18 protein-coding genes are annotated in these 26,701 nt (G+C 64.9%); 8 read left to right on the top strand and 10 right to left on the bottom strand.

Annotated elements, in window-relative coordinates; translation table 11 throughout:
* Positions 1–117 precede the first annotated feature (117 nt).
* Both AB0F51_RS19080 and AB0F51_RS19085 read right to left on the bottom strand, forming a co-directional pair.
* Positions 118–804, bottom strand: coding sequence for an alpha/beta fold hydrolase (locus AB0F51_RS19080; protein ID WP_360281578.1), 687 nt, complete (start codon positions 802–804; stop codon positions 118–120).
* A 1,663-nt stretch (positions 805–2,467) separates the two neighbouring features.
* Complete coding sequence (locus AB0F51_RS19085; protein ID WP_360281580.1) at positions 2,468–2,629, bottom strand: hypothetical protein; 162 nt, start codon at positions 2,627–2,629, stop codon at positions 2,468–2,470.
* Positions 2,630–3,119: 490 nt separating this feature from the next.
* Between AB0F51_RS19085 and AB0F51_RS19090 the strand changes: the two genes are divergently transcribed.
* Positions 3,120–3,650: an RICIN domain-containing protein gene (locus AB0F51_RS19090; protein ID WP_360281582.1), complete on the top strand. Its 531-nt coding sequence runs from the start codon at positions 3,120–3,122 to the stop codon at positions 3,648–3,650.
* Positions 3,651–4,447: 797 nt separating this feature from the next.
* Here the strand turns inward: AB0F51_RS19090 and AB0F51_RS19095 are convergent.
* On the bottom strand, positions 4,448–4,852 hold the full coding sequence (locus AB0F51_RS19095; protein WP_360281584.1) for a VOC family protein: 405 nt from the start codon (positions 4,850–4,852) through the stop codon (positions 4,448–4,450).
* 834 nt (positions 4,853–5,686) lie between these two features.
* Between AB0F51_RS19095 and AB0F51_RS19100 the strand changes: the two genes are divergently transcribed.
* On the top strand, positions 5,687–6,865 hold the full coding sequence (locus tag AB0F51_RS19100) for an alpha/beta hydrolase (RefSeq protein ID WP_360281586.1): 1,179 nt from the start codon (positions 5,687–5,689) through the stop codon (positions 6,863–6,865).
* 633 nt (positions 6,866–7,498) lie between these two features.
* Here the strand turns inward: AB0F51_RS19100 and AB0F51_RS19105 are convergent.
* The 3 genes from AB0F51_RS19105 to AB0F51_RS19115 all read right to left on the bottom strand — a co-directional run bounded on the left by AB0F51_RS19105 (position 7,499) and on the right by AB0F51_RS19115 (position 10,098).
* Positions 7,499–8,542 (bottom strand): aminoglycoside phosphotransferase, encoded by a 1,044-nt coding sequence (locus AB0F51_RS19105; RefSeq protein ID WP_360281588.1) that lies wholly within the window; start codon positions 8,540–8,542, stop codon positions 7,499–7,501.
* Between the two features lie 137 nt (positions 8,543–8,679).
* On the bottom strand, positions 8,680–8,994 hold the full coding sequence (locus tag AB0F51_RS19110) for a hypothetical protein (RefSeq protein WP_360281590.1): 315 nt from the start codon (positions 8,992–8,994) through the stop codon (positions 8,680–8,682).
* Between the two features lie 612 nt (positions 8,995–9,606).
* Entirely contained in the window at positions 9,607–10,098 is a 492-nt protein-coding gene (locus tag AB0F51_RS19115; protein WP_360281592.1) for an SgcJ/EcaC family oxidoreductase, read from the bottom strand.
* A gap of 771 nt (positions 10,099–10,869) precedes the next feature.
* Between AB0F51_RS19115 and AB0F51_RS19120 the strand changes: the two genes are divergently transcribed.
* Positions 10,870–11,538, top strand: a complete 669-nt coding sequence (locus AB0F51_RS19120; protein WP_360281594.1) for a response regulator transcription factor — start codon at positions 10,870–10,872, stop codon at positions 11,536–11,538.
* Between the two features lie 10 nt (positions 11,539–11,548).
* Here the strand turns inward: AB0F51_RS19120 and AB0F51_RS19125 are convergent, their stop codons facing one another.
* From AB0F51_RS19125 to AB0F51_RS19135, 3 genes are all read right to left on the bottom strand, one after another.
* A complete protein-coding gene (locus tag AB0F51_RS19125; protein ID WP_360281596.1) occupies positions 11,549–12,691 on the bottom strand; it encodes an NYN domain-containing protein in 1,143 nt (380 codons plus the stop codon).
* 261 nt (positions 12,692–12,952) lie between these two features.
* The gene (locus AB0F51_RS19130) at positions 12,953–14,125 is read right to left on the bottom strand and encodes a histidine kinase (RefSeq protein WP_360281598.1); all 1,173 of its coding nucleotides are present in this window, start codon (positions 14,123–14,125) and stop codon (positions 12,953–12,955) included.
* A 98-nt stretch (positions 14,126–14,223) separates the two neighbouring features.
* Positions 14,224–15,231, bottom strand: a complete 1,008-nt coding sequence (locus tag AB0F51_RS19135; RefSeq protein ID WP_360281600.1) for an aldo/keto reductase — start codon at positions 15,229–15,231, stop codon at positions 14,224–14,226.
* A gap of 275 nt (positions 15,232–15,506) precedes the next feature.
* Here AB0F51_RS19135 and AB0F51_RS19140 point away from each other — a divergent pair, with 275 nt between their 5' ends.
* Positions 15,507–16,589 (top strand): NYN domain-containing protein, encoded by a 1,083-nt coding sequence (locus AB0F51_RS19140; protein ID WP_360281602.1) that lies wholly within the window; start codon positions 15,507–15,509, stop codon positions 16,587–16,589.
* Between the two features lie 400 nt (positions 16,590–16,989).
* Positions 16,990–17,553, top strand: a complete 564-nt coding sequence (locus tag AB0F51_RS19145) for a PadR family transcriptional regulator (RefSeq protein ID WP_360281604.1) — start codon at positions 16,990–16,992, stop codon at positions 17,551–17,553.
* Between the two features lie 90 nt (positions 17,554–17,643).
* Here the strand turns inward: AB0F51_RS19145 and AB0F51_RS19150 are convergent, their stop codons facing one another.
* Positions 17,644–18,120, bottom strand: a complete 477-nt coding sequence (locus AB0F51_RS19150; RefSeq protein WP_360281606.1) for a MarR family transcriptional regulator — start codon at positions 18,118–18,120, stop codon at positions 17,644–17,646.
* Positions 18,121–18,318: 198 nt separating this feature from the next.
* On the opposite strand from AB0F51_RS19150, the gene AB0F51_RS19155 reads away from it, so the two are divergent.
* The 3 genes from AB0F51_RS19155 to AB0F51_RS19165 all read left to right on the top strand — a co-directional run bounded on the left by AB0F51_RS19155 (position 18,319) and on the right by AB0F51_RS19165 (position 26,636).
* Positions 18,319–24,243 carry a DNRLRE domain-containing protein gene (locus AB0F51_RS19155; RefSeq protein ID WP_360281608.1) on the top strand — a complete coding sequence of 1,975 codons (5,925 nt, stop codon included), beginning with the start codon at positions 18,319–18,321 and terminating at the stop codon, positions 24,241–24,243.
* Positions 24,244–24,248: 5 nt separating this feature from the next.
* Complete coding sequence (locus tag AB0F51_RS19160) at positions 24,249–25,325, top strand: RHS repeat-associated core domain-containing protein (protein WP_360282536.1); 1,077 nt, start codon at positions 24,249–24,251, stop codon at positions 25,323–25,325.
* Positions 25,326–26,393: 1,068 nt separating this feature from the next.
* Complete coding sequence (locus AB0F51_RS19165; protein ID WP_360281610.1) at positions 26,394–26,636, top strand: hypothetical protein; 243 nt, start codon at positions 26,394–26,396, stop codon at positions 26,634–26,636.
* Positions 26,637–26,701: the final 65 nt, after the last annotated feature.

The raw sequence follows: 26,701 nt of genomic DNA on the forward strand, positions 1-26,701 counted from the left end.
CTGCTCTGGGCCCAACGGCAGGGCCTGCGCGTACCCACCTACGTCCTGGACTCGCTACGAACCGCCGCCCGCCTGGACGCCGCGCGGACCACCGGGGGTGGCGGCCTCCAGATGTGACTAGAGGCGTTGTAACCGGGCGACCTCGTCACGACAGACCCGCCAGGCGTCGTGGCCGGAGTCGATCAACTCGAAATGGCCGATCTTGGGGAGCTCGGTGAGAGTGACGGCGTCACCGGCTGCAGCGGCGGCGTCTCGGTAGCGCTGGCTCTGTCCGAGCGGGACGATGCGATCACCACCACCGTGCACCAGAGCAACGGGCACCTTGAGAGGAAGGCGTTCGTACGGCGACGCCAGCTCGTACCGGGCGCGGTCCGCGGCCGGATCGACACCCATCAGGGATCGCACGGCCCGACCGCCGAGGTTCTCCCGGACACCGCCGACGAGGTCGAGGACACCTGCCTGGGCGACCGCTCCTTTGAGGATGACCTTCGGTGCCGCACCCGGCGCGGTCGACGGCAGGTTCTGGCGACCTGCCGCCCAGACAGCGAGGTGCCCTCCGGCTGAATGGCCGACTGCGACGACCTTCCCGAGACCGAGCCGCGGCAGCTCTTTGAGCGCGTCGATCGCCAGCGCCACGTCCTCGAAGGTGGCCGGCCAGCCACCACCGTTGCCGACGCGGCGGTACTCGATCGCGTAGCCGGCGATTCCGTGGGCAGCAAGATCGTTGGCCAGTGGTGTGGCCAGCCCGATGCCGTAGCCGCTCATCCAGAACCCGCCGTGAATCACCACCGCGACCGGAACCACGCCGTCACCGGCCGGCAGCTAGAGCTCCGGCCCCATCCAAGGCGGCGCCGTCCATCCCTTCGAGTAACGGGTGCGGGTAGATGACGGGTTCCTGGCCGGTGATCGTCACGCTGAAGACGGTCTTGCCGGGTGGCGCGGTGGAGGAGGTCGGCTGCTGGACTTGCGTCCGGTTGAAGCACGTCTAATCTCTCCACCTCCCCTTCCCCTTAGGTCCCCTTGAGGGCCGCCTTCTGCCCAGTAGCTCCTCCGACCTCAAGTGTGCTTCTCCGGCAAGGTTGGCCGCCTTCTGTTGCAAAATCTCCTTACCCGGTCCCTCTGGAGCGCGTGCTGCGGCCACATTCGCTTTCAACTGCGCTTCGATGATGGATTCCATCTCAGGGTCGATACGAGGGCTCTGCTCTGTCATGGCTGAGAATCTCCATTTCGGTGGATCGAGAGTCTTGCTGGCGACCTAGCTCCTGATGCTTGTGGCAGATCAGGTTTGTCAGCAAAACACATGCGGCCGTGGGTGAGGTATACGCCGAAAGGCAGACCAGGGCGATTGCATGGACCCCGGCGCCCGGAGACATGACGCAGGTCAATGCCACGATCGTACGGTTGGCTCGAACTCCACTTGTCGCGACAGTCAGACGATGTACGCCGGTAGCTCGGGAACCAGTCACGAGGCGCGCGGCTGCCGACGTTTCGTCGTACGCCGCGTCGGGAAAGTCCGAGGATCTTGGACGCGCGCCTGGCCTGGAGATCGCGGCTGGCTTCGAGGAAGCGGCCGATGGTTTCCAGTTTGGACTTGGTGAAGCTGGCGAGCAGTTCGGCGCCTTCGCATGCTCGGGCTGGCGGACTCCGCGTCGGAGCGGAGCCGGGCACTAGGCTCGACCAGCGCCACAACATCCTTGTCGCGCATCAGTTGCTCAGCGCGCCGTCGCAGAACGTCGATGTCAGAGGGCGCTAGATAGGCGGCCTCGTTCATGTCGCTTGGTCTGGCTTCCCTCAACGTCCCGCCGTATTGCCCGTGCAGCAGGTTGAGGATGTTCGTGGCGCCACTCGGCACGTGCGGCGCCCCCGAGGGTGCCGATCGGGGGCGCAGTGCCGATGGCGGTGAAGCTGGTTGCTCGTGTGCCCAGGAACTCCAGCCGGGCTTGCGGCAAGGTCGTCGCGATCGGTGTGTTCGCTTATACGGCCAAAAGACGTTCGCCGGACAGTTGGCGCCAAGTTGTGCGATGTACTTGTTCAGGGGGCTGATCCTGTACGGAGGCACCAGTGAGCAGGTTTCGGCCTCCTGCTGCATCGCCGATGCAGCAATAGGCGGGAGCGTAGGCCAGGCTGGCTGCTGTTTCTCACATGGAGTTGTTGCGGGCCGACCGCCATACGCAGGGGACCCGCAGAGGAGTTATTACGGGGTCGCATGGCGGTCGGTCATCAGGAAGTAGACCACTTCACCCAGCGAGCGCGACATCTGCCGAACGGTCGAACGTCGAACGGCTACGGCAGCAGTTCGGATAGGGCCGAATCAGCTCGAACGCTCAGAGGTGTTCGTCGACGCGCATCGGTATCGGAGCTGCACCGCGGGCGTCCCTGCTGGCCGTGAACACAGGTTCCATCGGCCGGTCTCCGGCTCTCGCCCTCCAAGATCCTCCTCGATTGTTGCCCTCGGGTCGCGAGAACCTCAAAACTTGAAGCGCTCGACGCCTACCTGGCCAAGCTGTCCGTACCGGTTCAGGGCGTCCGAGTCGCCAGTAGCGGCCGGAACGAATGTCGTCGACGACTGGGGCTGGTCGTTGGTGCGGGCATCCAGCATCCGGCCTCCGCCGATCGGCAGATGTTGCATGAGGCAACCTCAGGAAATCCGGAGAGAGTGAACTGCCGGCGGCGGAACTGACCGCGATGGCGGCTGTGCTCGGATCATGGCGGTGGTCGCACGCGTTGCAGTGTGGGCGGCGATCTCGACGATTGCTATCTACTGCCGGATGGACATTTCAGCGAGAGGTTACTCGCAGCCGACTGCCTGGGTGAACCCATATGGAACCGGTTATCGCTGTTGTCGGGGGGCGGCCTTTCTCGCCGAGTGCTAGAACGCTTCCCGGACCCATGAATCTGCCGTTCGGGTGATGTCGGCGTTGATGATGCGTGATTGGCTGAGGCGGTGGCCGTTCGATCGGCTCTCGGTGTCATCGGCAAACACGCCTGTGCTTCGACGCCAACATGTGGGGATGACCTGCGGTAAATCATTGTGCAGATTAGGCTTTTCTCGCAGAAAAGCATGTCATGCGGAAGTATGTGAGGATGCCCAATTTGTCGAATATTGCGAAGGAGTGCGAATGATCGCGAAGCTAGCACGCGCCTTGGGCGTTGGGGTTCTCTTGGTGGCATCGACCGCGACAGCCGCAGTGGCCGCCCAGTCGGCGCCGGCCACTAAGGAAGGATCGAGTCGAACAGTGCGACCGCTCGGCGCAGCGGACGTCACCTACATCAACATCCAGAACAAGGCGAACCGGGACTGCATTTTCTCCACAGCCGGAGGGGAGGTGAAGGCCGATGGTTATTGCAGAATCTACACAGATTCTGAGTGGTACGTTGAGCCGCTCTCTGACGGATCGCGGCGCCTGGTGAACCACGCCGACGGCAAGTGTGCCCATGCATCCGGCACCGCCAACAACTCATTCATCAAAATGTGGAACTGTGGTACCTACTTGGATCAGAAATGGGACCTCCTCCTGGAGAGTGACGGCTACTTCCGATTGAAGAACAGGTATTCTGGCAAGTGCATGGTGCACCGGACCGGTGATACTGGTCCGGTCCAGCAGTACACCTGCGGTTCGTACACGGACCAGCGGTGGCACATACAATAACCAATTCCCTGACACACTGTGTGCTCCGCGTCAGCCCGATCAGGGTTGCCGCCGTGTGTCCCCAATGAGAACTCCTTCTCCGCTGCGCGGGGACACCTCACACTGAGGTTGCCGGGAGAGAGCAACCTAGGAAGGGGCCGTTGGGTCGGCCGGCCATCTCGCCAACGAGCCAGCGCTGGGTCCGGTCGGGTCATCACCGAGCTCACCTGCGGTCACGTGACGAACCCGAGAACCGTACGCCCAGTCAACCGGACAAGCCGGTTTGGTGTCGAATATGGAGCTCCGACACGACTCCCAGGACAACGGGAACGACCAGAGTCGGGGCGACGACGGCAGCGTGCGCCCTGAGGCAAGCCGCTCTTTCAGTGAGCTGGGGAAGCCCATGGCGAACCGTTGCCGTCGGCTACTACCAGGGAGGATGATGACCGCGGTACGGCAGTGGGAGTCGGCCCTGCTTCGTGCTTGCTGGAAAGTGCACGCGCAGCCAGTCGGTCATCCCGCCTACACGGCGGCGGCTCTTCCGATTTAAGAACAGGTAAATGACACCAAGCTCGGTGGCCCGGTGGCTGGACGAGTACATCCGGAACTGATCACCGGCAAGTCCAGAACCTCTGTGATGACAGTGGTACATCGCCCCGGCAGAACTGGACGCCGGTGGGACAGAACACGTCGAGCGACAGGCACCCCGCCTACTCGACCAGCGGGGCATTGGCTGTATCCGCACCGACTGGTCCTGACAGCGCTCCTTGCCGGCCGACCCCTGACGGCGTGGGCCGGCAATCAGCGCCAACGATCGGTCACTCGGCCCGGTCAGGCCATGGCTCGAACAGCTCGACCAGATTGCCGGCCGGGTCCTGGACCAGAAGCTGGCGGCCGCCACGTCCGGAGATGACGTCGCTGCGGCAAGGAACCCCCGAGGCGCGCAGTGCGGCCAGGGCTGCGTCCAGATCCTCGACGAGGAATTGGATTCGGTTCCATCCGCCGGGCCGGGGAGTTGTTCCGTCCTGCAGAGGTTGTGCGGCGCCACCCCCTCCCGACGATGACGACAACAGAAGCCGCATGCCGTGACCGGTCAGCTGTGCGAAGTCTGGACGCTGCATCGTGATGACGAAGCCGAGCTGAGCCGTGTAGAAGGTCACCGCGCTCGCGACGTCGTCGACGATGTACCGGAAAGAAGACGGATCCACAGGCAGTGATGTCATGAGCTCACCATGCCCCCTCAGCACGACCGGCGGAATCCGTCGGATGGAGGAGCGCAACCGGCCATCTTCGTGTCGCCGGTGGGTCCAAGCGGATCGTCGATCTGCCGGTCGGGGGATGCCACCCGCGGCCCGGTTCCTGGTCTACTGAATTTGCGCTCGGACCCCGCCGAGCGTTGCCGGCCGAACAGCGACTCAATAGAGAGCCCCCGCTCAGTCGCTGTTCGGCCGGGCTGCTTCCGGGGCCGGCCGGAGGCCACGGATGCCGAACAGGTGAGGCCCCGGCGGTCCGGCGATCGGTGGATCGTGACGATGCGACGCAGCGGCCGTGGCGTCCAACGATTTCGGTACGCCGGTTGACAGACACTGAGCCCGCGACTGGCGGGCACGGTAGGAGGTGTCGACTATATTCGGTCCCACGGGCAGACCAAAGGCGACCGTGGGTGGTAACCGGGGTCCCGGCACTTCGCTCGTTGGCGGCGCTAAACAGCGGACCCAGCCTGGTCATCGGAATGGCGGTACTTGCTTGTCCGCGGCGCCGACGGATCTGCCGAGCGGCGGATGTCCTCCGCTGGGGAGGAGGCGGACCATGGCAGCCATGACCACGCACCGTCGTCGCTTCCCGTCGCACGGGCCGGCGTCCTGTTCTGTAGCCCCCGAGCTGACACTGTTGCTGCCGAGCTCGGTCAGATCGGCCTAGCTGTGGCCCGCTCGCGCTCAGTACTACCGATCGTGATCGGAACGGTGGCGATGGGTTTCGTAGTGTCGCTCGCCGCCGCGGGGACGGCGATCGCCGTACTTGCCGTCGGTGGCTCTTGGCCGGGGTCCATCGGTGCCGTGGTCATCACCATCGTCGCGTTGCCTGCCGGGATCAACATCTGGAAGCAATTCGTTGGACGACGCGCCTCCGCTGCCCGCCGCCTGCACAGTGGCTATCGAGGGCGGGAGGTCGCCATCTCGGCTTCGGCAGCGCTCTTCACAGTCACCTGGTTGTGGCCGCACGCAGAGCCTCTGCGGCCTCCGGCGATTCCGGGCCTCACGTTCGTGGAAGGGGCCGGTGGGAGCAAGCTCGCGGTGCATGTGACGCGTGCATCTGCCGCATTCCGGCCACCGCTGGTTGTGGTCCACGGCGGTCCGGCGGTAGCGGACATGAGCCATGACGTCGCGGCTTTCGCCCGCCTTGCCAGGGACCGGGACGTCTACGTTTACGATCAACTCGGCGCCGGCAGATCCGACCGCCTCCCAGACCCGGCTGGTTACACCGAGCAGCGGATGCTGCGGGACCTCGAGCGCGTCGTAGCATTCACCGGCCGGCCCCAGGTGGTGCTCCTCGGTCATTCCTCCGGGGCACGACTCGTGACGAGGTTTGCCGTCCTCCATCCACAGCGGGTGGCAGGTCTTGTGCTCAGCGCTCCAGCCTTTCCACCGAGCCCGAAAGGCGGACCGCAGCGTCTCGGCGATCCCACCACCCGACTCGGAAAGCGCGAGCGTCTCCGGCTCTACAGTTACCTGCTGAGGCCCCGCAACCTGTTCACCTACACACTGGCCAAGGTGAGCATCACCAGGGCGCATGAAGCGGTCGGTGACGCCGAGATGGACGCGCGGTTCGCTGAGATCTACCGACGGACGACTCCGGCGCTGTTCTGCAACCATCAGTTCGATGACCGCCTTGGCGTGACCGGAGTGGGGCACTACGCCCACGAAGCGCTGACTGCCGACACCTCGCCGCTGAACGTCCCGGCGGCTTCGCCGGCGCAGTCACACCGTCCGTTCTCCGCGCCGGTCCTCATCGTCAAACCAAGCTGCGACTATCTGCCGTGGGCGACTGTCAGCGCCAGCGCGGAGCTCTTCTCCAGCGCGAAGGCCGTCGTCGTTCCCGACGCCGGTCACCAGGCATATATCGAGGCCCCTGATGCTTACAGCGAACTGATCCGCGCGTTCCTCGCCAACCGGCCGCTACCGTTCCCGCTCGTCGATCCGAGGACTCCACCGAGTTCCTATCGAGGGACTCGGTGACCGAACCGAGAGTTGCGGCGGCAACCGCCACGAAGTTCCGCCGGCGGGTGGCTCCGTCGAGCCTCGGCAGCAGGGTTTACAGGTGCCTCAGATCAGCCTGTCGCTTCGGCTTACTGACGAACCGCACATCTATCGCCCAGTTCCTGTAGTTGATCCCCAGAGACCAGACGTCGGGGTACCGCTCGTTCAGGTGCAGCACTCGGATGACGTCCGCAGCAGCGGCTCTCGGTAGTTGCCGGGTGACATGCGCGACCTGTCAGTCTGGTGATCCCGGAGTGGACAACCAGGTACCCCGGTTGCGCAGCTGGAGTCATCTCCAGCTCCGGTCTCTTCGCGGCCCGCGCCGTGGCGGCCGATCCGGCAGACGGCCCGAATCTACCGATCGGACGATGGTGGGCCTCAGGTACCCATGGTGTGCTTGATCCAAGGTAGCCAGTCGTCATGGTTGACCTGCCGCGTTCTCCGCTTCTCCGCGTCCTCCCCGCGTGAGCTCAGCGATCCCTCCCGACGTGGTGAGTCGGCGGCTGGCTACCTCCACTGTTCGACCAGACCGCAGTGCCGGCCGGATGGAAAACGGCAGGCCGGGTCTGGCGCCCGGAGCTTGTTGCCGTAGCTACTGTTCTTCGCTGGGCGTCATGGGTTTCGTTGCTGCAGGTGAGTCAGAGCGCGATCGGCCCATTCGGCCAGCAGGGCGAACACTTGGCCACGTTGGTCGTACAGGTACTCGGAGTCGACCTGTCGGTGATAGGCCCGATGCACTGGGTCTGCGGCCCGGGACAGTTGCAACGGCAGCAACCAGACGTACTTCACCGCTGAGGCGTGGACGCCCAGCCGGACGAGGTCTTCGCTGCCGTGCCAGCCTGCATCCCGCAGTCCGGTCAAATAGCCGTGAATCACCGCGTCAGCGAGCTCAGGCAGCCGCTCTGCCGGCCAGAACAGATCGAGGGCGGCGTCCGGTATGTAGTTTCCGATGTCCTCACCGAGGGCGCCGTCACCGGTGAAGGACCAGTCGAGCAGTGCGACGTCCCCGGCCGGTCGCCGGATGACGTTGCTGACCCACAAGTCAAGATGGCACCACGTCCGGGGTAGGCGCTCGATCACCGTCAGCAAGTCGGCGCGGTGGGCGACCATGCGCACCCAGCCGGCGCGCAGCGTCGCGGGCCACTGTCTTACGAGTGGGTGGCGCCAGGCGTCGTCGTCGTCCAGCAGGTGCCACGGGACGTCATGGATCGCCGCATAGGCACGGAGGAAGCCGCGCGAGGTCCATGGCCGCGCAGGAACGGCGCGTGCCTGCCAGTTGCCTACTCCGCGAGCGAGCACCCCGTGGTCCTCCAGCGTGAACTCTGTGCCCGAGCGCCCGGCGACATCCTGGAGTCGCAGGGTGGCGCCCGCTTCGTGTTCGTGGACCTCAGCGGCCGGCAGAACCAGGCCGGCCACCCCCAGAGCCGTTCTGAGCTCGACATCGCGATACACGTCGACCTCGCGATGCCAGTAGTTCCAGTGTCGCGGATCGCCGGATGCTGCCCAGGCATCGGCTTGCCCGGTCGGTCGCCGCAGCTCCTTGCGGATGACGGAGTTGCCGCGCTCATCGGTGACGCGGGCAACGCCACCGGTGACCTTGTTCAGTGGGTTGTGAAGGAGCGGGGTCGTGGTGACCGGAGAATCTGAGGACCGCATGTCACCTCCATGGGCTCGTGGTCGACAGCTGTGCGCATGGCGCGATGCCGGGTCAACGGGCAAGTCTGGAACGAGTTTGCCGAGGCCGCCCGAAGATGGTGGACGACCTCGGCTCAGCTCCCTCTATCGTGCAATGACTACCGCAGTTCCCAGCCTCCGCTCGCGACCTCTTCGCTGGAGTAGCACGACACCACCGACCTGAGCCCGCCGTTGGCGTAGCGCCAGACGCCGTACCTGGTCACATAGGAGGACGAACCGATCTTGTAGCACCGAGCCTTCGCCCGGAACTGACCGCTGCCGCCGCCGCAGTACACCTGCCAGGTGTTGAGCTCGTACACGCCGCTGCAGTTGTACGGCGTGGCCTGGGCAGCAGGCGCCGCGACTGCGGCGCCGCCGACCAGTAGTGCCGCGATCGAAACAGCTCGGCCGACGTGCTTGCCGAAATTCCTCATTTTGCTCCCATCGATCGATGACCAGCACCGGGCACAATCTGGCATGTTGTCCCGTTGAGCGTGCGCCGGGCTGCGGATGCCGAGGAGTCTGCCGACGAACTGAATCCAACGGCATATGCCGAACGACAGATTCAGTCCCGCCTCGTTCCGGAGGGCGGGCCGGCCATCGGTGCGACGGGTCGTGACCGAGACATGCTGCAGGTGTACAGCTGGCCGCCGGATCTGCGGCGTACGCGTGATCAGGGTCAGGCTCAGCGCTGGCCGACAAACCGAAGTTGCTCGTACCTGGTTGTGTGGGGCCTTGTGTCATCGACTTGCCCCGTTGTCACCCGCGTCTGTCGTGTGAGGAATCGGCGGAAGTAGCGTGCGGGGCCCTCTGTTCACGGGGGCCTTTTGCCACTTGAGAACCAAGGTTTCGGGTCGACGGCTGTCATCCCCTCGACGGCGGACGGCGTACTCCTGCGGCGCCGGGAATTCGACCTGCCGCTCGGCGGATTCATTCCGTGGCCGGCGTAGACGTTCGGCGAGCGTTCGGGCAGGTAGGCCGATGCGTTGGAGTCGTCGAGCAGACCGGCCGGACCGCCGTACACCTGGTCACCGAACTCGTGTTGGTCAGCGGGGCCGCTTCTTGGGACGGTGAAACACCTTCCACAGCAGGTCGGTGAGCAGCCAGAGCAGCGTGGAGACACCGCTCTCGCTCATCGGCCGGAGCCTGGTGTTCTGGAAAGACGTCAATCGCCAGCCCTCCGCCGTGCGCACGGCGGTCAGCGTCTGGATCGAGTCCCGGACGCGATCCGGCCGGGTCTTACCGCGCATGATTGTTCCGCCTCGTCCGACCAGGAGGGCAACGTCCGGGGACAGGAACCGGACGCTGAGGTCACCGAACAGACGGGTGCCCTTCAGCCACTTGTCGAACAACGGCTGGTGGAAGTCCGCGACTTCCGAGCGGGTGGTGAACGAGTTGCCGTCGAAGCCGATGAAAGTCACTTCGTCGGTGAAGGGCGCGGCGAATGCTGTGCCGCTGCCTCGGTTCCACCCGTCGAGGAACTGGTTGTAGAGGGCACGCACCTCTGCCTCGTCCGACGCCAAGTGCTGCTCCGTCATCGCTGTTTCTCCAATCACTGGTTCTGCTGCCGAGTCATCATCCGGAGGATGCGTTCAGGACGGGTGGTTACCGGCATCCCCGCCGACGAGATAGGGAGTGGTCACGTTCGCGTAGACCAAATGGAGCACCATGCCGAGTGCAACAGATGCTAGGTAAGCCAATTACTAAATAAACCAATCACTAAGATAGTTTTGCCGAACCCGACCAGTCAACTCGGTGCTGCGCTGGTCGATGGCACGCGCTGATCGGGTGATGTCTGCTCGACCGCGAGTGCTCGCAGGGAGCACCACGGCACGCCTTGCTGCGCTCCCCGGAAGTCGGCACCGGCCAATCCGCCGTTCGGTGTATTCCGGTGCTCGTTGGCTGGGTCGGTGGCTGATCCCGACCATGAGGACGCCCGGACCGGCTCCGGGTCGAATCCCGCACCAGAGCAATCGATGCTGCGCCGTGCGATCCACCCGCCTTCCGTCACGACCATCAGCGTGGTGTCACCACCATCGGCGTGGGGCCTGTGAGTCGCCGCATGGTCGGGTACGCCGCGATCCCTGCCGTCGCCCCGTACCTCGCCTGAAGACGCTGTGGCCGTCGGGAATCATGGTCGGCCTACCGGAGACCTCACCGGCGTACCGCGGGCTGGGGGTTCTCCTAGCCGATGGGCAGCGTCCTGTCGCTGAGCCACCGGGGATCTGACGAATCTGCCGAATGGCGGATCTGAGGCTCGCGCGCGGGCGGTTACGCTGAAATGGCTCGTACCAGGAAAGGACCACGGCATGAGTCAGGGCAAGATCCGCGTCGTCGTGGCGGACGACCAGCCGGACGTGCGCAGTGCGTTCCGTCTGGTGCTGGATTCGCAGCCCGACATCGTCGTGGCGGGTGAGGCTGCCGATGGTGAGGCGGCCTTGGAGGTCGCCAGGCATCTGCGCCCCGACGTCGTACTGATGGACGTCCGCATGCCTTGCCTGGACGGGCTGGAGGTGACCCGGCAGCTGTTGCAGGATCCGCGGACATCCGACATCCGGGTGGTCGTCGTGACCACCTTCGACCTTGATGAGTACGTCGCACAGGCACTCAGGCTGGGCGCGTGCGGATTCCTGCTGAAACGCTCAGGGCCGACGCTGCTGATCGAGAGCGTCCGGGCCGCGATGAGCGGGGACATGCTGATCAGTCCCCAGGTCACGGTTCGTCTGCTCCGCCATCTCCGCGCGCCTGACAGCGCCCGCGGCGGCCAGTCGGTGCTGAGCCGGAGAGAAGCCGAGATCGCCGCACAGGTGGCGCAGGGGAAGACCAACGCGCAGATCGCCGCTGAGCTCTTCATTTCGGCCGGCACGGTCAAGACCCACCTGGCCAACATCGGTGACAAGCTCGGGATCCGCAATCGGGTCGGGGTGGCGGCCTGGGCATGGGAGAACGGGGTCGCCGGCGTGGGCCGGCAGGACTGACTCATCTCGCTCACGAGTGGTCGGAAGAGCGAAGTTCGGCGATCGACGGCGCACTGGCTCTTCCGCGTCCGCAGCGCATGCAGGTGGTGCGCCGGCGAAGGTAGTACGAGTATGTCGCGACAGCCAGCCCCGCTGCCCACAGAAGCCACAATGTCATCGGCGCTGTGGCGCCCCACTCCTCGGTGCTGAAGGTCGACTCGATCTGCATCAGACCAGCCGGTGGTAACACGACGGCGACAGCGCCGGCTGGAACGATCGCGAGACGAGGTGGGACGTCGCGACCGCCGACTACGGGCAACCATCGCGGAAACCGCTCACCCCAGCCGGCCACCAGTCCGTGGGTGAGGATCGCGCCGACGCACGACATCACCGCGAGGGTCGCTCCCACCTCCAGCATGCCCGGCGTCTGCTGCATGGAGTGGAGGAAGTCGTCGCTGATGCCGAGGGGAACACCGGCGAACCAGGCTAGTCGGGTCACGTCGTACGGGACCGTGGCGAGCACTGCCATCCAGACTGCCCGACGGCCCCACCGCAAGGCGGTCACCGGGTTGGTCCGGGGATCCTCGTCATCGCCGCGCCGACCGCAGGAAACGCAGCGACCCTTGGTTCTGCGAGCCGCGGCCACACCGGCCGTCGCCCAGAGCAACCCGCCGACGAAGACAAGGAGCACGTAGACACGGTGCCAGTAGAGAATGTCCTCGAGCCCGCCCTGCTCGCCAGGAACTCCGGTAAAGGCGAACACCAACAGTGCGGGCCAGATCGCCATGAGGCCCAGCGCCGTGTAGTCCGGAACGATCGCAACGAACGTGACGCCGCTCACCGCGGCGAATCCGAGAACTGCACGTCGTAGTACACCGGTGAGTCGTTTCCGTTGCATGAGAACGGCCGCGATCACTCCGAGGACGCCGACCGTCACCATGGCCGGAGCGACGGTGGCAACGTCCGCTCCCTCCAGGGGCGAGCCACTCATCCGGTCGAGTGGGGCCGGCGCGAAGGGATAGCCCGCGCTGCCTGTCCACCAGCAGAGGCCGAGGACCCCCTGGGCTCCGGACCAGATCGCCGCGGCACAGGTGGCTAAGGTCGGCCAGCAGGCGCGGAGACGTCCGCGCAGCCGCGCAGGAACCGGAACATCGACCAGCTGCATGTCAGTCACACCTCCAGCGTGCGCGCCGCGCCGCCGCCGAACCATCTGCCATCGGAGGGACTCCTCGACCGACAGACACCCGCCACGGCGACAGTGAGTGCCTCAAGCAACCTCTGCCCATCAGCAGATGTTGCGTGAGGCAACGTCATGAGCACCTGGAGCCCAACTGCTACTTCAGGGAGCCGTGATGCGGCGTACCAGGTCGAAGTAGCTCTTCTTCACTTCGGCCGCCGTTATCCGGCGGGTCTCAGTGTGGGTGAGCTGGGGCACTTACGCCCGCTGGTGACGCTCCAGCGGGATCTCGCAACTGACCGTCCAACAGCCGTTTTCGGTGCGGTGGGCATCCAACCGGCCTCCGATGGCGTGTAGGCGTTCGGACAGGGCCTGCAGGCCGTAGCCACCGGACAGCCGTCGGCCGGTGGCTTGTTTCGGAGCCTCGGCCAGGTCGTTGACGATCACGAGTCTCAGCAGTGACGGCGTCGTTTCGAGACGAAGGTGAACATGCCGTGCGGCCGGTGCGTGGCGCCGCACATTGGTCAGCGACTCCACCGCTACCCGGTACGCCGTGAGGTGCGCTTGCGGTGGCAACGTGGCAAGGGGTCTGGCGAGGCGTTGTTCCAGTTCTACAGTGCATCCTGGTTGGCGCTCGGCCTTGAATCGTTCGACCAGATCGGGAAGTCCGGCCAGTCCCATGATCGTGGGAGCCGCCGACGGTTGGTCGTGCCCCAGCATCTCGACCAGGTAGTCCAGAGCTGCAAGGGCCTCCTGGCCGGCTGCCTCGATCCGCTCGAGGGCAGCGCGCATTGTCGCCGGGTCGGACTCCCCGACGAACCGGCCGGCCTGCGCCTGCGCGACGATGCCGGTGACGTCGTGTGCAACGAAGTCATGAAGGTCATGAGCCAGGTGCAGTCGTTGTGCCTGTCGAGCGTTGACGACGGAGTCGCGCAGTCGGGCGGCCGCCACTCTTGGGTAGCCACCGACGACGAGCGCGATGAGCGACCCTGCTCCCCACAGGGCGCACCCACCGATGAGGCTCAGGGGATCCGAGCTGGGGATGAAACGAAGAATCCACATTGTGGCGGCTGCGGATGTCGCCAGACCCACTGGGAGCCCCGGCCACAGCGGGGACCACCGAACAACGAAGGCGAGGAGAACGAGTAGCCCGCCGACCTCGACGAAGCCGAGCCTGCCCGCGTCCGTCGGTCCGGAATAATCGGTGAGCAGGACATAGGTCGTCGAACTCAGCGACACGAGGGCCGCTACCGCGGCCGGAAGGGCGACCCAGTTTCGCGGCTGCGGCCAACTGACGACGACCGCCAGTGCGAGACACGCTGCTACGGCGGCGGCGATGCCGCTCTGCGGATCAATCCGGGCGCTCCACCAGACGCTCACCGGAATTGCTCCCAGCGCCGTGAGGAGGCCAAGACCCGCCCGGATCTCCATAAGCCATAGGTTAGTACTGAGCCAGGCGCCGCTGCCAAAGCGAACCTGGCCCAGTTGCCATCCTTGAGCATGTGCTCTCCGGCGTGATGGTGGACGCCTCAGCCGTGGCGTTCCGGAGAGCCTGCCAGCAGCTCGTCGATCTGATTGACAGCCTCCGCCGCCAGCGGACCGAACGTCATGGCTCGAGCGTTCTCCATCGCCTGCCGGCTCGTCCGGGCGCCGGGGAGCGGGATGATCGCGGGGTTCAGGCCCCACAGATAGGCCAGGCATCCCTGGGCGAGTGTTCGGCCGCCATCCGTGAGCAGAGTGCGAACCTGATCAAGTCGCGCGAGCCACTGAGGCATCTCCTTGTCGTCGAAGTACGTCCACCACGGGGTGTCCCGGCGGACATCGTCGGCGGGTGGCCTGTTCGCGAGATCGTACTTGCCTGTCAGCAGTCCCATCGCCAGCGGCGAGCGTGCCAACGCGGCGAATTCGTGCTTCTCGGCGGCCAGCAGAGCCTGGTCGTTGCGCCCGAACACGTTGATTTGGGTCTGTACGGCGCAGGCGTGCTGCGACGTGGCGAACACGGCCTGGATCTCGGGGGCGTCCGAGCTCGTTCCGATGGAGGCCACGAGTCCTTCGGACACCAGGTCCTCCAGCACCTCGACCACCGCGACTGCTTCTTCAGGCGTCGAGACGCCACCGTGCAGCTGGTACAGATCGATCCGTTCCAGGCCCAGGCGTCGCAGACTGGCCGCACAGGCTCGCCGAATCGCCTCGGGGCTGACGTCGGTGCCGCTTCCCGATCGGGTCTCCTCGTCGAAGACATGGCCGAACTTGGTCGCGATGACGACATCGTCCCGCACCCGTGCAGGGAGCTGCCGAAGGGCCTGGCCGATGATCCGTTCGCTGTGGCCGGCGCCGTAGCAGTCGGCAGTGTCGATAAGGCGCACACCTTCGTCGAGGGCAGTGTGAATCATCCGGATGCTTTCGTCGTCATCGACTGCGCCCCAGCCGGTCGGGCGACCGTCGAACGTCCATGGCCCTCCGATCGCCCACGTGCCGATACCCAACGCGCTCGTGCGCCGTCCGCTGCGTCCGAGCGACCGTTCCATCTCCGTCATGTGCCGTCCTCCAGTTGCGTTCGTTGAACTGATGCCGTAGTCGAGGACTCGGCAACGATGACCGAACCGACGGCTCGAGAGGCGCCGATACGTACACCGAGGCGGATCGGTCACCTCTCCAGGTAAGCAGCCGGCGTCGCCCTGCGACATCTGCCGAACGGTGGGTCTGCGTCGATGCCCGTCCCGATCGGGGTGACAGGGGTCACCGGTGAGAGGTGCGCCGTTCTGCCGTTCAGCGGATGTCGGGGGCCGAACGGTCGCGAGAGAGTCGTTGCATGGCTACTCAAACCGCCCCAGTGCGCAGTACCGCGAGCCGGCTCGCCTGGTTGACCGCTGTCGCGAGCTTCACCTACGCGTTGGCAGGGCTGTACTGGATGGCAGGCGGGCGTGGGTTCCCGTTCGGGGTGGAAAATGACCCACTGGCCTATCACCAGTCGCTCCTGGAGAGCGTTACTCGAAGCTCCGCGGCGCGCTGGGTCTTCGGGCTCGGGCTGGCTGGAGCGGCCTGCGCCGTCATATTGACGAGGCGGCGCACGATGGGTGGGACGGGTGTCCTGCTGTCCGCCTTCGCCTGGACCCAGGCTGTCGCCTACGCGTTGGTCATCCCGGACGGTCGCCCGCTCGTCGCGGTAGCTCACATCCCCGTGCTGATCGTAGGGAAACCGTTCGGGTGGCCGCCTGATGTGACGATCTCGAGTCAGTTGTCGTGGCCGATCCTGAACCAGATCCTGCTGATGGCCCTGGGCGCTCTCTGGGCGGCGACGGCGGTCGTGTTCAGGCGACGCACCGCGGGGCAATGCCTGGTTTGCGGTCGGGGCGACGTCACTGTGGCCTGGACCCTGCCGTGCGGCGCTGCCCGGTGGGGGCGGTGGGCAGTGATCGTTGCCGTGATTCCACCGGTTGTGTACGCGACGACACGGATTTCCTGGGCGTTCGGCGTTCCGTTCGGAGTGTCGGAGAAGTTCCTCACCGAGCAGGCCGCGGACGCGCCCGAGATCTTCGTCGCCGGTGCTGCAATGGCGGGTCTCGCGTTGGGTGGCGCGGTGCTCACGACCGGGCTGGTCTTCCGCTGGGGCGAGGTCTTTCCCCGATGGATTCCAGGACTGCGTCACCGGCCCGTGCGGCCGCGAACGGCGATAGTCCCGGCGGTGGTGGTGGCCTTCCTCATGACCAGCTCTGGGGTCGGATGGGTCCGAGCAGCTGTGTCGGGATACTTCCCTGACGGCGCGATCGGCGAGGATTTCGGGACCGTCGGCCCTGGCGCTCTGCTGCCCGTGTGGGGAGTCGCGCTCGGCGCCGCCGCCTACGCGTACTACCTGCGCCGGAGGCCCGCGTGCAAAAGGTGCCAACGGAGATGACACTGGCCGCCTCAGGCCGGAGTCCCTTGGGTACGGTCGCGCCTTGGGGTGTCGCGCGGCGCGAACGATCGGCTGAACGCAGGATCCCGACGGAGCGAGGGTGCCGGCGTCCCGCACGGCCCGTACCGAAGCGTGCCTCGCCGCGTAGGCGCAGGTCTCCGCCTCTCCGCGAGTCGGGAATCGGCTGATCGTCGGATCTTCATCCAACTCAAGCCGAACATCACATCGAGGATCGGCACATCGCCGGAGGCTGTGCAGCAGCACTAGCGCCAAGCTGAGCCGCACCGGAATCGAAATCATCTGAAAGGTCACTCATGGCAACGACCTCGTCGGACAACCGATCTGGTAGCGCCGGGGCGCGCAACGCCGACTTCTACAACAACAAGGGCGGAGGTGAGACGTGGCTGAGCGACGCACCGCGACGACGGTGCTGGCGTTAGGTGTCATGTCCGCGTTGCTGGAAGGGCCCATGCCTCCGTACGAAGTGGCGAGGTTGCTTCGCGCTCGTCATCAGGACGGGTTCCTGCCCGGTGGAACTGGCACGCTGTACAACGTCTTCCAGGACCTGACGAAGCGCGGCTCCCTGGAAGTGGTGGGGACCTTCCGTCCGGGTGCGCGACCGGCACGGACGGTCTACCGGATCACTGACGCCGGTTGCAGGGAACTGCATCAGGGGCTGCACGATCTCATCACTGTCCCGGTCAAGGAATTCCCTCGGCTGAGGGCCGGTCTCGTCATGCTGTCGAGCCTGCATCCCGATGAAGCAACGGAACTGCTCCGAACGAGGCTCCTCGCCCTTCAGAGGTCCGTCGGGGTTCGTCGAAATGCGCTCGAACGACGCTGCGCCGGCGAGCCACGACAATTTCTGCTCGCGGATGAGTACGACGTCGCGATCCATGAAGCGGAAGCGGCCTGGATCACGTTCGCGCTCGAGCAGCTTCTGAGCTCGGCTTCCCAGGGCTAGGCGGCGGGCGACTGTCCTTCGAGGCGGACCGACGGCCTCCCGGCCCACGGTGGGTCACGGTGGTTTACGGGTGACGACTTTCTGATTCCGTCAGCGATGTGACCGGAGCTTGGCCGTCTCCCGTTGAGTCATGGGAGCCGCCTTGCGGATGAATCCCGCGATGAGGCTGAGTTCATCCCGCGTGTAGTTCTTGCACAGCTCCGCCATTGCGGCACCCAGTGAATCGAATAGTGGAGCGGTGTCCTTCTCGACTCCGCTGACCGGAACCACTATGACGCGTCGACGGTCTTTCGGATCGCGTTCCCTGCGTACGAAGCCCGCTGCCTCGAGGCGATCCACGGCGAAGGTCGTTCCGCCAGTGGTCAGCCCCAGTTCCTCGGCGAGACGGCCGGCAGGCACCGGGCCCAGCTGCGCCAGCAGGCCGAGGCAGTTGAGGTCACTGACATTCAGCCCGAGCCGTTCCGCGACAGCTTGCTGGAACAGCACCGATCTGCCGACCAAATTGCGAAGTTCGGCGTTGAGTTCCGCCACGACATCTTCGCGTCGCTGTCTCACCATCTCCGCCATCCTTCGCAGGACTCCTTGGCCATTCGGTATCTTACCGCCTGTGTATCTTGGCAGCTGACTGTTTCAGCAGCATGCGATGCACCGCCCCGACGACCAGTTCGATCCGCTGGTGTTTCATCATCGATCGCGGCGTGCTGCGAACAGTCTGTAGATGCCGGCTAGGAGTGTGCCGGTCCCGGCGCCGATGATCTTGACGCGGTGAGCTGGACGGAGTTCTCCACCCAGACCAAGGACGCGGGTCAGCGCGACGCGTGGCATTCGTTCGCCCTCGGGTCGTATGTGCAGTCGTGGGTGAATGATCCGTCCCAGAACTTCGGGGTGATGCTCAAGCGCGTCGACGAAAGCACGACAGGGCTGGTCGGCGGCTTGTACTACAGCGCCAGCGAGACGTCGTACGGCCAGGAGACGGCTGCCCGTCCCAACCTGGTGATCACCTACGACGAGCCGGGTGTGCAGCTCGAGGCGCCGTCGACGATCCAGGCGAGCGGCCCGGACCTTAAGTGGGACGAGTACGTAGACCCGACCACCGACGAAAGCGACAACCTGGTCGAGTACCAGATCTTCCGCGGCTGCCGGAAGCTGCCCGGCAAATGCACCAACCCTGTTGGTGAGTACTTCTCGACCAGCGATCCCCAGGGCCTAAAGCTGGTCGGGACTGTCGCGTCAGACATGCTGTCGTGGACGGACGAGTCGGCGGGACCGTGGTCGGCGACCGAGCCGGCGACCTACAACTACTGGGTCGTAGCGAAGACCGTCGGCGACGGCGCGCAGAACGGCCGCGCGGCATCGAACGTGCAGACGGTGACGACGCCGCGCGAGGGCCGGATCGTGCGGTCGTTCTCCGGCAACATCTCCAACGGCATCTCCGACACGACCCTGAGCGCCGCCAAGCCGACCGAGGTGGTCTCCCGCCCCGACAGTGGCACCACGACGCGCTACTGGATGCAGGTTGGCAACAACCACCCGGTGTATGGCGACGAGCGGGCGGTGTTCGAGTTCGACACCGAAGCTGTCAAGCAGGGCACCAAGGTCACCGACGCCCGGGTGGAGTTGTACTCCAACTACGGGTCGGGCACAGGGCAGGCGAACTTCGAACTGCACGCTTTGACGAAGGACTTCGTCGAAGACGAGGCGACTTGGAACCAGGCCTCCTCCACGATCAACTGGACGACTCCCGGTGGTGACTACGAGTCGACGGAGCTCGGCGAGGTAAGTCCGACCGACGACCCGCAGCGTCTGACCTTTGGGTCTCTGCCGTTGACCACGAAGGTCCAGGCGTGGGTGAACAACCCCGGCGACAACCACGGCTTCCTCCTCAAGACGGAGGACGAGATGGCCAGCCAGCAACTGCTCAGCATCACCAACAGCGAATCTCCGGACACCTTGTTCCGCCCGCGCCTGTGGATCGAGTCCCTGATCAAGAACGACGCCCAAACCTACGAGGCCAACGAAATCCCTGAGCGGTTCAAACCGAACACCACGGTGACAACGCCGGTCACTGTGACGAACACATCGAACACGGCGTGGCCGGCTGGCCTGCAGTTGTCGTACCGATGGACCGAGGTCAGGAGTCCCGTCGACATCACCGTGCCCGGCGACCGCAACCTCGTGCCGCTCGGCAAGGCGCTGGCACCCGGTGAGGCAGCCGCGCTGCAGCTTCCGATTGAGACGCCCATCAACGCGGACACAGGGGCTGAGCGCCTGGCCTACGATCTTTATCTGGACCTGTGGACTGGGACGGAGTGGTTCTCAACGAAGAACCCACCGTCGCCCAACATCGCCAGGCCCAGCCAGGGTTGCGCGGTCGTCACCACTGGATTCCTTTGCGTGGACCGCTACGTGGAAACCGCGACGTCCACCCAGTTGGGGTTGGAGAAGTTCTTGTCGTACGCCGGTGAGGAGACCGGCGCTGGTTCGCAGTTGCTGACGAACTTGTACAACGGCAACGTTGTGTGGTCCTACGATGCGATGTCGAATCCGTCGATCGGCCCGTCGGCGTTCGTCAGGCTCGCATACAACAGCCAGGACGGTGCCTCGAAGGCCGGGTACGGCGTCTCGGTGCAGGCCGCCACGCTGGCCAGGCTCGGCACCGGTCTGATGGAGTCGAACAACAACGTGGTGTCGTTCATCGACGGCGACGGCGACGGCGACGGCACGACCCACTACTACAAGGTCGCTACTTCGACCCCCCAGTTGGTCACTTACACGCGTCCGGCTGGTGTCGCCCTCGAGTTGAGGCGTGAAGAGACCGCTGAGCCGGACCGCCAATGGGTGTTCAGCCGGCCTGACGGCACCCGCTTCTACTTCAACGGGACTACCGGCCGTCAGACCTCGGTGGTGGACCGCAACGGGAACGCGCTGTCGTACAACTGCGACCCGAACGGTCGGTTGACATCGGTCGCCGATTCGCGGCGCACGGTGCTGACACTCGATTACGACCCCAGCAACGGCCTCGTCTCTTGGATTAGTGACATCTCGAAACGAGCGCTCAAGTTCAACTACAACGCCTCTGACCAGCTGATCAAGCTGGAGGACGGTGGCGAGTTCGACCCAGGCACGAAGACGTTCGGGCCGGGTGCGCCGGTGAAGACGTTCCTGCTCGGCTATACCGCCGCGTCGACCAACAACAACGCGAAGCTGAATTCGGTCAAGGATCCGCGGAACGCGGAGACGAAGGTGGAGTACTACACCGCGACAGAGGACTCCAAGCAAGCGGGGCGGGTCAAGCGGTATACGGATCGTCGTAACAACGACACGACCTTCTCCTACACCGACCACGAAGCGTCGCCGTCCAACGAGGTTGTCGCGACTGTCACGGACGTGAATGGCGGTACGCCGTCGGTGACGACGTACCGGGTCGACGTCTTCGGTCGTACCACCAGCATCGTCGACGCGAACCAGAACGCGGTCGGGGGAACCAAGTCGACGCTGCTTGCGTGGGACCGGGATCACAACGTCATCCGGCTGCAGGAGCTCAACGGTGCGGTCTCGACCTGGGAGTACGACCCGACGACGGGTTATCCGCTGAAGGTTCGCGACGCGATGGCGGTCAAGAACGGCCTGGCGGGCGCTGTGTTGACCTACGAGACCCTGACCACCGGCGCGACGCCGACGGTGTTGAAGTCGAAGACGAGCGCGGCCGGCCGCGCCTCGACCTTTACTTACGATGCCAACGGCAACCTCAAGACGGTGAAGGACGGTCGGGGCTTCGGCCCGACGTACAGCTACAACGAAAACGGCACGCTGGCGACAGCGATGGATGCTCGCGGCAACGTGACGCAGTACCAGGACTATGACAACAACGGCTATCCGCAGAAGATCGTCGATCCGGCACTCGCGGCAACGAACTTCCAGTACGACCCCCGCGGCAACGTGATGCAGGTGGAGGACAGCCTCGGGCGGATCACCAAGGCCGAGTACGACGCATTCGGGCGCCCGACGAAGATCACGACGCCCTACGACGAGACCGAGACGCGGACGACGGCGACGGAGTACGACCTCAACGACAACGTCACCAAGGAGACGGCCCCGAACGGCGCGCCGACGAAGTCGGACTTCGATGCCGCGGACAACGTTCTGACCAAGACGTTGCCGGACAACAACACGACCGGTCGTCAGCTGTCCTACACCTACGACGTGCTGGGCCGACCGCTGACGCAGACGGCGCCGAAGGGTGTCGCGTCGGCGGCGGACCCGAACGACTTCGTGACGAAGTACAGCTACGACCGTGTCGGTCAGGTGCTGAAGGTGGAGACGCCGTTCGTCGACACTGACGGCTCCACGAAGACGCCGACGACGACTTTCGAGTACGACGTGGCCGGCAACCAGATCACCGTGATCGACCCGCTGAAGAACGCTTCACCGGCCACGGACTACACCAGCAAGGCGGTGTACGACCTCAATCACCGGGTCACGGCGGCTACCGATGCGGCCGGCTACACCAGCAAGACGGAGTACGACGCCGACGGTCTGGTGACGGCGGAGATCACCGCGCTCGGCCACCGTAAGCAGACCGTGTACGACGAGGCCGGTCAGCCGATAGCGATCCGCGTCCCGCACACCCCGATCGGTGTGCATCAACAGGACCGGGTCACCAGGCTGACCTATGACGAGGCCGGCAACGTCACCCGTCAGACACAGCCGAGCGGCCTGTACTCCGAGACCGTCTACGACAAGTTGAACCGGCCGATCCAGAAGAAGAGCCCGTTCGACACCGCGGACCCGGTCTACAAGACGCCGTCGAGCACGTTCATCCAGTACGACCCGGTAGGCCAGGTCAAGGCGCAGTCCGAGCCCACCTTCGGTAGCTCGGGCACCCAGTGGACAACCTTCACCTACTACAAGTCCGGCGACATCAAGACCTCGACCGACCCGTGGCAGATCACCACGACCTACGGCTACAACCAGCTGGGTCAGCAGACGAACCGCACCATGTCGGTGCCGGGAGATGATGCCAAGCGCACCCAGGCGTGGGGCTTCTTCCCTGATGGGGCGTTGCAGTCGCGTTCGGACACGGCCGCGCAGCAGCCGGTGGACGTGATGGACAATGCCGACATCTGGCAGACAACCCTCACGGGAACCTGGGCGACTGTCGCGGGCGGCGTCAACACCCAAGGCGCGAACTACCGGACGCACGCTGCCGCTGCGGTAGGTGCACCGGAAGCGGCCGACAGCTTCAGTTGGCGGGTCATGCCCGATGTGGCCGGTTCGTTCGACGTCAATGCGTCGTGTCCGGTGCGCACGGACTCGACCACTGCGGCGACGTACACGATCAATCACTCCGGCGGCGCGGCGACCAAGACCGTCGACCAGAAGGCCTGTACCGCGGCCAACCCGTGGGTCAATCTCGGCAACTACAGCTTCCCGAACGGCGTCGCCAAGTCCGTCACCTTGAAGCCGGCGACCGCAGGTGTGGTTGTCGCCGATGCTGTGAAGCTGGTGTCGACTAACCCGGTCGAGTCGCGCTCCTTCACCTACAGCTATGACCAGAACGGTCAGCAGGTCGAGGTCAAGGACAACAACCCGAACGCGCTGGCCGACACCTTCAAGGTCAGCTACGACGGGCTGGCCCGCACCACACAGGTGCAGGAACTGAAGGGCGCGACGAGGAAGAGCCAGACCGACTACACCTACGACCTCAACTCCAACCCGCTCTCGACCTCCGCCCAGCGTGTTGCCGACAGCAACAATCCGGGGGTGCAGCGGTACACCGGCTACACCTGGGATGTCCGCAACCTCGTCGACACCGTGAAAGCCGGTACGACCCCGACATCGTCGCTGGACACCTGGCAGTACACCTATGACCCGCGGGGTTTGCGGTCGACGGTGACCAAGCCGAACGGCAATGTCACCACGCAGACCTACCACGAGGACGGCCTGTTGCGGACGCTGGTCGAGAAGACCAGCGGCGCCAACGGCGCGCAACTCGTGTCGTCGCACTCGCTGCGCTACACCCTCGACGGCGACCGGTCGCAGGATGTCGAGAAGGTCGATCAGCCTGGATCGAGCAACTATCTGGACCAGGCATCGACGTACGTGTACACGCCGGCGCGGAAGCTCAAGTCGGTCACGAAGACCGGCGCGGAGAAGGGCGACAACGAGTCGTACATCTACGACGCGGCCGGCAACGTCACCTCGCAGACGATCGGCGCGACCACGTCGACGATGACCTATGACCGCAACCGCCTGATCAAGACCGTCTCGGGCGCGACCACCCTGAACCACCGCTACGACCCCTTCGGCCGTTCAACGACCACCGATGCCGGCGCGCAGGTGATCGAACAGAACGCCTACGACGGCTACGACCGCCTGGTCCGGCAGCAGAAGTTCGACTCGGCCGGCACGCAACTGTTCGTGAAGATGGCGGCGTTCGATCCGTTCGACCGGACGACTGCGGAGTCGAAGAAGGTCGGCACCGCCCAAGCGGTCAGCACCCGCTTCACGTTTGTCGGCCTGGCCGACCAGGTAGCGCTCGAGGAGCAAAAAGACACCGCCGGGGCCTACAAGGTCACCAAGTCCTACGCCTACGGCGCCGCCGGCGAAAGCCTCTCCCTGACCGACACCCCCGCAACACCACCACCAGCAAGAAGTTCTTTTACGGCACCAACCCCCACAGCGACGTAGAAACCCTGACGGACGTCACCGGCCAAACCACGTCGGCGTACCGCTACACCGCCTACGGCCAAGCCGACAAGGTTGGCACGACTGGCGAAGACGCGATGACCGGCAACCCGACCGCCGACGCCGACGTCGTCAACCCGTACCGCTTCAACAGCTCCCGCTTCAACGGCGCCACCGGCACCTACGACATGGGGTTCCGCGAGTGCAACCCGGGTCTGAACCGGTTCCTGTCCCGGGACATGTACGCCGGCGCGCTGCCAGACATTGCCCTCGGTTCAGACCCGTGGAACACCAACCGCTATGGCTTCGCGGGCGGCAACCCGATCAGCCGTGTCGAGACTGGCGGGCACATCAACAAGGCGCTGGGGCCGGACGGCAACGGCAATTTGCCTGTCTCGGTGACCAATCCGCCGGTGGTGGAGGAGATCGGCAATCGTGAGGTGTCATCGCAGAAACAGACCACTTATCAAAAGGCATACGACGAGACCAAGGCGAAGCTGATCGGTAGCAAGGGCGGCCAGGGTCAGGAATACATGATCGGCTGCAACAGCACCAGGACCTGGACGGTCAAGGCCGGTAGGAGCACGACCTGTGGTGTGAGCGATGTGTGGTTCGCCGATCGATTCGCTGATGAGCTCAATCTGTTTCTTGAGTGGCGCACCTCGGACCTGGATCCTGAGGAGGAGTCGGAACTTGTCGATGACGCCGTCAATGACGAGTTTTGGAGTTCGGTTCGAGCGGCGGCCGATGGGCTAGTGCTCTTGTGTGAGCGCTGGGCGCACGGTGCGTACGGCTGCCGATGGTTCCGGGTGACTGCAGGAAATGTAGCTGAGGTGGCACAGGCCGAAAGGCCTCGCTCGCTCCTCTGCGTTGTCGCAAACCCGGACCTGCGGCTCGACGCGGGGCTATTGGATGAAGATTTCACTGCGTTCGAAGCTCCACTCATGCCTGGCCAGCTCAGTTACCGCGCCTATCCAGGAGGGCCGATAGCTTCGCCGAAGTCGCGGACGGGGGACTGCAGTTCATGCTGGCGGATGCGGCCTTGGGTGGGTGGTGTGCCGTGGTGCCGGATTCAGACGGCGTAGTCAGAGCGGCCTGGGAGAGCCCTGGCGAAGGGTGAGAGGCGAGGCGAGGGGGCCGATCAGGTCGCGATTGAGGACGCTCGGCGGCAACGATCTTGAACCCCAAGCCGTGGCCGCGTCAGGAGTGAGCATTGTGTCGAAGGATGAAGCGGTCGTGGTCGCAACCTCAATCGAGTCAGGTCGTTTCCAGGCGACGGAGAGGGCAATTGATCTTGATCACCTCCTCGGCCTCTTCGATCAACTGACTGGTATAGGTCCGGGTACATGGAGGTGCGAGCAAACGGTTTTCACCGGCGAGTTCGTCCAGCACACCGCAGCGGCCCGGAAGGCACTCCAAAGTTTCGTTAGAAGTAGTGACCCGACGCGCCTCGGTGAGTGGTGCGACCTCTGATTCGCCCAACCATCCAGGTCGCTGGTCGGTAGTGACTCTTCATTCGTGACCGGGCACGACACGCGGCCCCTGCCCGGCCGCGGCCGCCGGGCAGGGCTCTTGGCCTCTGGACTCTGGCTGTTGTCGTGACAGTTCAGGAGAGGAGGCCACGAGCTTAAGCCGCGAAACGACATTGCTGTGCCCATTGAGCGTGTTGTGGTGCTGGCGGCGTCCGGGTAGTTCATCCCCAGTCTGCTGACGAAGGTGCTTCGGGTTGCCGTCGTGTAGCGGGTTTCGTCGTGAGGGGGAGATGGTCACCGCCCCGCGATGTCTCGTACGGGGCAGTCGCAGAGTTCGATCAGGCCGGTTCGCCAGGGTTCTCAGAGCAGGTCTCGGCGTACAGGTGCTCGCCTTACCCGTTCGGCCGCTCAAGGACCACCGATACGGGTGCGCAGGTGGTCGAGCAGAATGCCTACGACAGGTTGGTGCGCCAGCAGAAGTTCGACTAGGTTCCGCAGCGCGGGCCCAACCGCACGGCACGCACATCGGCATGACAGCGTGGCTCGTGACAGTGTGCGCTGAACTGCGTTCTGCGTAACATCGCGCCTGCGCTCGACGTTCGACTAGGCAGTGGAGGCAGGTGGGTGAGGGGTGAGGTTCGACTACAACGTGCTCAGCGTTGATGTAGACGGCCGTCGTCGATGCGTCGGCTGTTCACGTCGCGCGAAGTCGCGTTGGATCTGGCCGACCTGGCCGACCTCCCCGAACTCAGAAAGGTCCGTATCACCTTCGGCGGCGCGATCGCTACGCTCGCTCCGCTGACCGGTCCCATGGGCCGTCGCCTGAGAGACTTCCGCATACGTGGCACCGAAGTCGGCGACGGTGACCTCTCGCCGCTGCAATTGATGCACCCAGCAGCAGACGTCCTTGGACCGGACGACTGACACTGAGGAGGATCTGCTAAGCGCATCCCGGCGGCGCAGGCCCGACAGCACATGCGCCGCGAACA

It is taken from the genome of Kribbella sp. NPDC023855 (assembly GCF_040639475.1).
Taxonomy (GTDB): Bacteria; Actinomycetota; Actinomycetes; order Propionibacteriales; family Kribbellaceae; genus Kribbella.